Genomic DNA, 5,565 nt, shown 5'->3' on the forward strand with positions numbered 1-5,565 from the left:
CGGCTCAGCAGGCCAGGGCGCTGCTTGAGGCCACGGAGGTGCAGGATGGCGATGCCCTGGTGATCCTGCCCGGGGTGGCGGAGATCCGCCGCCTGGCCAGGGCGGTTGCCGATCGCGCCCCCGGGCTGGTCATCATGGAGCTGCACGGTCGCCTGCCCCTCGAGGCCCAGCGTCGGGCCCTGCGCCCCGATCCCGACGGGCGCCGCCGGGTGGTGTTGGCGACGGCCATCGCCGAGTCCAGCGTCACCGTTGACGGCGTGCACCTGGTGATGGACGCGGGCCTTGAGCGTGTCCCGGTGTTCCAGCCGAGAAGCGGGTTGACGCGTCTGGAGACTCGCCGCGTCAATCGTGCCAGTGCCGACCAGCGTCGCGGCCGGGCCGGTCGCCAGGGCCCGGGTCTATGCGTGCGGCTATGGGCGGAGGAGCAACCCCTGGTGCCTCATGGCGAGCCGGAGATCCGCCAGGTCGATCTCGCTCCACTAGCCTTCGAGCTGGCGCGCTGGGGCATCAGTGATCCGAATCAGCTCGTCTGGGTGACCCCGCCGCCCGGCGCGCCCCTGGACGCCGGACGCGACCTGCTGCGTCGCCTGGGGCTGCTGGACGAGGCGCATCATCTGACGTCACTGGGGCGCGCCGCTACCCGTTGGCCGACCCATCCGCGCCTGGCGGCCATGCTCGAGCGCGCCGCCGAGCTGCAGGCGCGGCCGCTGGCCTGTGCCCTGGTGGCGCTGCTGGAGGGACGCGACCTCGAGGGCGAGAAGGACCTGGAGCGGGCGCTGCAGGCGCGGCTGGCGGATGGCCGTCGGCATCGGCAGTGGCAGCAGGACACTCGTCGTCTGCTGCAGGTCGATGGCTGCCGGCTGGAGGTGTCATCCCTGACATCGCTGGGGGATCTATTGGCGCTGGCCTACCCCGAGCGGGTGGGGCAACGGCTCGCCCCGGGACGCTTTCGTCTGGCCGGCGGTGGCCTGGCGACCCTGCCCGAGGACCATCCGCTTGCCCATGCCGAGCTGCTGGTGGCGGCGGAACTGGATGGCCAGGCCAGCGGGGCGCGCATCTTCCGCGCCGTGGCGCTGGCGCGCGCTCGTCTGGAGGCTCTCTATCCCGAAACCGCCGAGTGGCGCACGCGTCTTGAATGGTCCGATGAGCAGGGCCGGCTGGTGGGCGAGCAGGTGCGTGGTCTGGGGGGGGTGGTGCTGGCGCGAAGGCCGCTGGCCGAGTTGCCACCGGAGGCGGTCAGGGCGGCATTGCTCGTGGCATTGCGCCGCCGGGAGCGGCTGCCGCTGGATGACGAGGCCGAACAGCTGCGTGGCCGGGTGGCCCTGATGCGTCGCACCCTGGGGGAGGAGTGGCCGGACTGGTCCGATGCGATGCTGCTCGAGACCCTGGACGATTGGCTGGGCCCGCACCTCGACGGCATCACCCGGCTGGACACGGTGGAGCGCCTGCCGCTGGCGCGGATCCTGCTCGATGGCCTCGACGGGTCGCTGCGCTCGCGGCTCGATGCCCTGGCACCGGCGAGGATGGCAGTGCCCAGCGGTGCCAGCCGACGGTTGGACTACACCCCCTGTCTCGACGACAAGCCGCCGGTGCTGGCGGTGAAGCTCCAGGAGTGCTTCGGCTGGCAGGCCTCACCGCGCCTCGCCGACGGCCGTGAGGCCGTGTTGCTGCATCTGCTATCGCCGGCGGGTCGCCCGCTGCAGGTCACCGCCGACCTGGCGAGCTTCTGGGCCAATGGCTATCCGGCAGTGCGTGGCGAGATGCGTGGTCGCTATCCGAAACATCCCTGGCCGGAAGACCCGCTCACCGCCGACGCCACCGCGCGAACCAAGCGCCGCCGCTGAAAGGCAGGCCTGCCCTGAGGGCGATCGGTCAAGCTGCTTATCCGGCGGGGAGCAAGAACCCCAGGCCTGTCACATGGCATGTTGCGCTGCAGTGTTCCCGTGCAAGGTCTCCCACCACGTGGTCTGGAGGCATCAGGCTTGCTGGCTTGCTGCATGCGTGTTGCTTGCGGCCTGCTCCACGGAGACCAGATTGAAGCGGCGCAGCACCCACTTTTCCAGCTCAACCACTAGAAAGAGGGCAAGGCCCGCGGCGAGGATGAGGATCCAGTGGAGCAGGCTCAGGCCTTCGGCCTCGAACAGCAGCTGCATGAAGGGCAGGTAGGTCCATCCAAGCTGGATCAGGATGACAAGACCGATGGCGATCAATATAGGCCAGCTGCCGAAGAGCCCTTGGAGGCTCACGGAGCGGCCCACCATAAAGCGGCTATTGAGCAGGTAAACGATTTCGCCCATCACCAGCATGTTCACTGCCCCTGAGCGGGCGAGCTCGAGACTGCCGCCCTGCCCGAGAATCCAGAAGAAGATGCCGGTGACCGCTGTCACCAGCAGCACCGAGACGAAGAGCACCCGCCAGAGCATGAAAAGAGTGAGCAGAGGAGCATCGGGGTCCCGCGGCTGGCGGCGCATGAGGTCGGCCTCGGGTGACTCGAACACCAGCGCCATCCCCAGGGTCACGGCCGTGACCATGTTGACCCAGAGAATCTGCAGCCCGGTGATGGGCAACGTCATGCCGCCAAGCATGGCAAGCAGCACGGCCAGGCTTTCCGCACCGTTGGTGGGCAGCAGGAACGTGATGGTCTTGCGGATGTTGTCGTAGACCTTGCGGCCCTCGCGGATGGCGCGAACGATGGTGGCAAAGTTGTCGTCGGCAAGCACCATTTCCGAAGCTTCCTTGGCCGCCTCGGTGCCCTGGAGGCCCATGGCGACCCCGACGTCGGCGCGCTTGAGGGCCGGTCCATCATTGACACCGTCGCCGGTCATGGCGCAGATGCCGCCCTGGGCCTGCATGGCCTTGACAAGACGCAACTTGTGCTCCGGCGCTGCGCGGGCAAAGACGTCTACCTCGAGGATGACCTTCTCGAGCTCCGCGTCTGACATCGCCTCGATCTCGTGGCCGCTGAGGGCACGCTCGGTATGGGCAAAGCCCAGCCGTTTGGCGATAGCAAGGGCCGTGACCGCGTGATCGCCGGTGATCATCACCGGGCGGATGCCGGCAGCCAGGCAGTCCTTGACCGCCTCGATGGCCTCGTCCCGGGGTGGGTCGAGCAGGCCCACCAGCCCCAGCAGCACCAGCCCCTCCTCGGCGTGTTCGTCGGTCAGCTCGTTGACGTCGTGGATCGGTTTCTCGGCCAGCGCCAGCACCCGCAGGCCCCGGGAGGAGAGGTCATGTATGCGCTCCTCCCACAGGGCCAGGTCCAGTTCGATGTCTTCACTCTCATCGCGGACGCGATGGCACATCTCCAGCAAGCGGTCCGGGGCACCCTTGACCAGCAGTAGTTGCTTGCCGTCTTCCTTGTGGAGGGTGGCCATGTACTTGCGTTCGGATTCGAAGGGGATGGCGTCATGGCGGTCGTGGTTACCGCGCAGCTCACTGGCCTCCAGACCGGCCTTGGCGGCGGCCACGACCAGAGCGCCCTCCGTGGGATCGCCGTGGATTTTCCAGTGGCCCTCTTTCTCGGTGAGCTCGGCGTCGTTGCACATGACGCCCACCTTCAGGAAGTGACGCAGGGCGTGGTCGTCGTCCAGGTCGAGTGCCGCCTCTTCGGGCTCGCCGTTGCTGACGTAGTGGAAGCTGCCCTCCGGGGCGAAGCCGATGCCCTTGATGTGCACCTCGCCCTTGGGCAGCCAGATCGCCTGGACGGTCATCTCGTTGCGGGTCAGGGTGCCGGTCTTGTCCGAGAAGATGGTAGAGATGGAGCCGAGGGTCTCGACAGCCGGCAGGCGGCGGATGATGGCGTTGCGGTGAGCCATGGCCTGGACACCGATGGCAAGCCCGATGGTGACGATGGCCGGGAGGCCCTGCGGAATGGCGGCCACGGCCAGGGCCACGGCCGCCATGAACATTTCAGTGGCGGCCTTGCCGTGCACGAAGATGCCGAAAACCGCGGAGAAGGCAGCAACGCCGACGATGAAGATGGCTAGCACATTGCCGGCACGGTCCAGCTGGGTGAGAAGCGGGGTCTTCAACTCTTCAACGTCCTGCAGCATCTTGGAGATGCGGCCGATCTGGGTGTGGCTACCAGTTTCGACCACTAGACCCCGAGCGTTGCCCTGGACCACTAGGGTGCCGGCATAGGCCATGGCGCTGCGCTCGGCCAGGGCGACGTCTTCGTCCACGGCTTCGCTTGACTTGGCAACGGGTTCGGATTCGCCGGTGAGAGGCGCCTCCTGGTTGCGCAGGCGCTGGCTCTTGAGCAGGCGCAGGTCGGCGGGTACCCGTGCCCCGCTCTCGATCAGCACGATGTCGCCTGGGACAAGCTCCTTGGCATCCAGGGTGGACCGTTTGCCGTCGCGCAGCACTGTGGCCTTCGGCGAGAGCATGTTGCGTATGCTGTCCAGCGCCCGCTCGGCCTTGCCCTCCTGAAAGAAGCCGATCAATGCGATGATCACCACTACCGCGAGAATGACGGCGGCATCCAGGCTGTGACCGAGAAGCTGGCTTGCCGCCGCGGCAACGATGAGGATCAGCATCAGGATGTTATTGAACTGATCTGCCAGACGCTTCCACCAGGGCCGCGCCTCGGCCTGCTTGAGCTGGTTGGGACCATGCTCGGCAAGCCGACGCTCGGCCTCCGGGCTGCTGAGTCCTTCGGCGCGACTCTCGAGACGCTCTAGCGCCTCCTCGGTCGAAAGGGCGTGCCAGTCGACGGACCCGTTCTGAGGGCGATCGGTCATGCTGTTTCTCCTGCCGGGAGCAAGAACCCAAGATGTAACATAAAGCATGTTGCACTGCAGTGATTCAGTGCAAGGGTTTTTCCCAAGCCGCCGGCGTCAACGGGTCATGAAGGCCACGCTCGGCCACTAATGGTGTGATGCCGTCACGATGATGGCGCTGGACGATGTCGTAACCTTTGTCCAGCGACTGGATCTCCACCAGCGGCAACTGCTCTGGGGAAAGCCAGCGGCGTAGCCTCTCGGCGGTCAAGGTGGCGGGTATGGCGGTGGCAGGCAGGCGTTCCATGGTAGATTCCCTCATGGCCTGGCGAGCAGAAAGCAATACAAAGTGCTATCTATCCAGAATTTTACGTACAGGTTTTTCCATGCTGTTGCTCTCTGATGGCTGCCCCTGCGGCAGCGGTCTCACCTATCACGCCTGCTGCGCGCCCTGCCATGGGGGCGAACCGGCCCCTACCCCCGAGGCACTGATGCGCTCGCGCTACAGCGCCTTCATCCTCGGCCTTACCGACTACCTGCTGGCGAGTTGGCACCCCGATACCCGCCCGACGTCCCTGGTGCCTGACGCGTCAACGCGCTGGGTGCGCCTGGAGATTTGCGACAGCGGCGAGGAGGGCGATGAAGGCTTCGTGCACTTCCGTGCGACGTGTCGGGAGGGGCGTCGCTGGGCGGTGCTGGAGGAGCGCTCGCGCTTCCGTCGGGAGGCAGGCAACTGGGTCTATCTGGACGGCCATCCTGGCGTTACTCGGCTCAAGCTCGGTCGTAACGATGTCTGCCCCTGCGGCAGCGGCCGCAAGGTCAAGGAGTGCTGCGGGACGGGCTAGTG

At 66.7% G+C, this 5,565-nt stretch carries 4 protein-coding genes; 2 read left to right on the top strand and 2 right to left on the bottom strand.

Annotation, left to right across the window (positions count from 1 at the left end; all coding sequences use genetic code 11):
• Positions 1-1,844 (top strand): ATP-dependent helicase HrpB (hrpB, locus tag RI841_RS13910; protein WP_310706229.1); only part of this gene is annotated, 1,844 nt, incomplete at its 5' end.
• A 132-nt stretch (positions 1,845-1,976) separates the two neighbouring features.
• Here hrpB and RI841_RS13915 read toward each other — a convergent pair.
• Both RI841_RS13915 and RI841_RS13920 read right to left on the bottom strand, forming a co-directional pair.
• Positions 1,977-4,739 (bottom strand): HAD-IC family P-type ATPase, encoded by a 2,763-nt coding sequence (locus RI841_RS13915; protein ID WP_310706230.1) that lies wholly within the window; start codon positions 4,737-4,739, stop codon positions 1,977-1,979.
• 64 nt (positions 4,740-4,803) lie between these two features.
• Positions 4,804-5,025: a hypothetical protein gene (locus RI841_RS13920; RefSeq protein ID WP_310706231.1), complete on the bottom strand. Its 222-nt coding sequence runs from the start codon at positions 5,023-5,025 to the stop codon at positions 4,804-4,806.
• 79 nt (positions 5,026-5,104) lie between these two features.
• On the opposite strand from RI841_RS13920, the gene RI841_RS13925 reads away from it, so the two are divergent.
• Positions 5,105-5,563, top strand: a complete 459-nt coding sequence (locus RI841_RS13925) for a YchJ family protein (RefSeq protein WP_310706232.1) — start codon at positions 5,105-5,107, stop codon at positions 5,561-5,563.
• Positions 5,564-5,565 lie beyond the last annotated feature (2 nt).

This window comes from Halomonas sp., from assembly GCF_031581305.1.
Taxonomy (GTDB): Bacteria; Pseudomonadota; Gammaproteobacteria; order Pseudomonadales; family Halomonadaceae; genus Halomonas.

What these genes read in the sequence shown, in the direction of transcription:
- RI841_RS13915 (WP_310706230.1), bottom strand. Translation starts at nt 4,739, where the DNA reads ATGACCGATCGCCCTCAGAACGGGTCCGTCGACTGGCACGCCCTTTCG.
- RI841_RS13920 (WP_310706231.1), bottom strand. Translation starts at nt 5,025, where the DNA reads ATGGAACGCCTGCCTGCCACCGCCATACCCGCCACCTTGACCGCCGAG.
- RI841_RS13925 (WP_310706232.1), top strand. Translation starts at nt 5,105, where the DNA reads ATGCTGTTGCTCTCTGATGGCTGCCCCTGCGGCAGCGGTCTCACCTAT.